Here is a 363-nt window from a genome sequence, read left to right as displayed (position 1 = left end):
TTTAAGCGTTTGATATCCGAAGTTTCCATTCCGCCGTATTTTTCTCGCCATTTATAGAAAGTTGAATTACCCATGCCATATTTACGGCACAGTTCTTTAACCGGAATACCCGCTTCAGCTTCTTTTAAAATAGCGACAATTTGATGTTCAGTCATTTTTTTCATAATTAAATCCCCTTTTCTTTTATCATAGAGAATTTTCTTCTTTTTTGCTGTACTATTTTAGGGGATAGTTACAATTTTGATAAGGACTACCGGGCTGGATATAATCAATGGTTATATTATGTGATTTAGCCCAGTTTATAAAGGTTTTTCCTGTAAATTCTGGCCCATTATCGACCCGTATTTTTAATGGATACCCATG

1 protein-coding gene and 1 pseudogene are annotated in these 363 nt (G+C 34.4%); both read right to left on the bottom strand.

Annotation, left to right across the window (positions count from 1 at the left end; genetic code table 11):
- Positions 1-164 (bottom strand): transposase (locus A9G32_RS08020; protein ID WP_141672892.1); only part of this gene is annotated, 164 nt, incomplete at its 3' end.
- Positions 165-237: 73 nt separating this feature from the next.
- A pseudogene (locus A9G32_RS12620) lies at positions 238-363 on the bottom strand (DDE-type integrase/transposase/recombinase); the annotation flags it as partial.

This window comes from Gilliamella sp. Gris3-2, assembly GCF_001690345.1.
GTDB lineage: Bacteria > Pseudomonadota > Gammaproteobacteria > Enterobacterales > Orbaceae > Gilliamella > Gilliamella bombi.
This window is presented reverse-complemented; position numbering and strand designations above follow the sequence as displayed.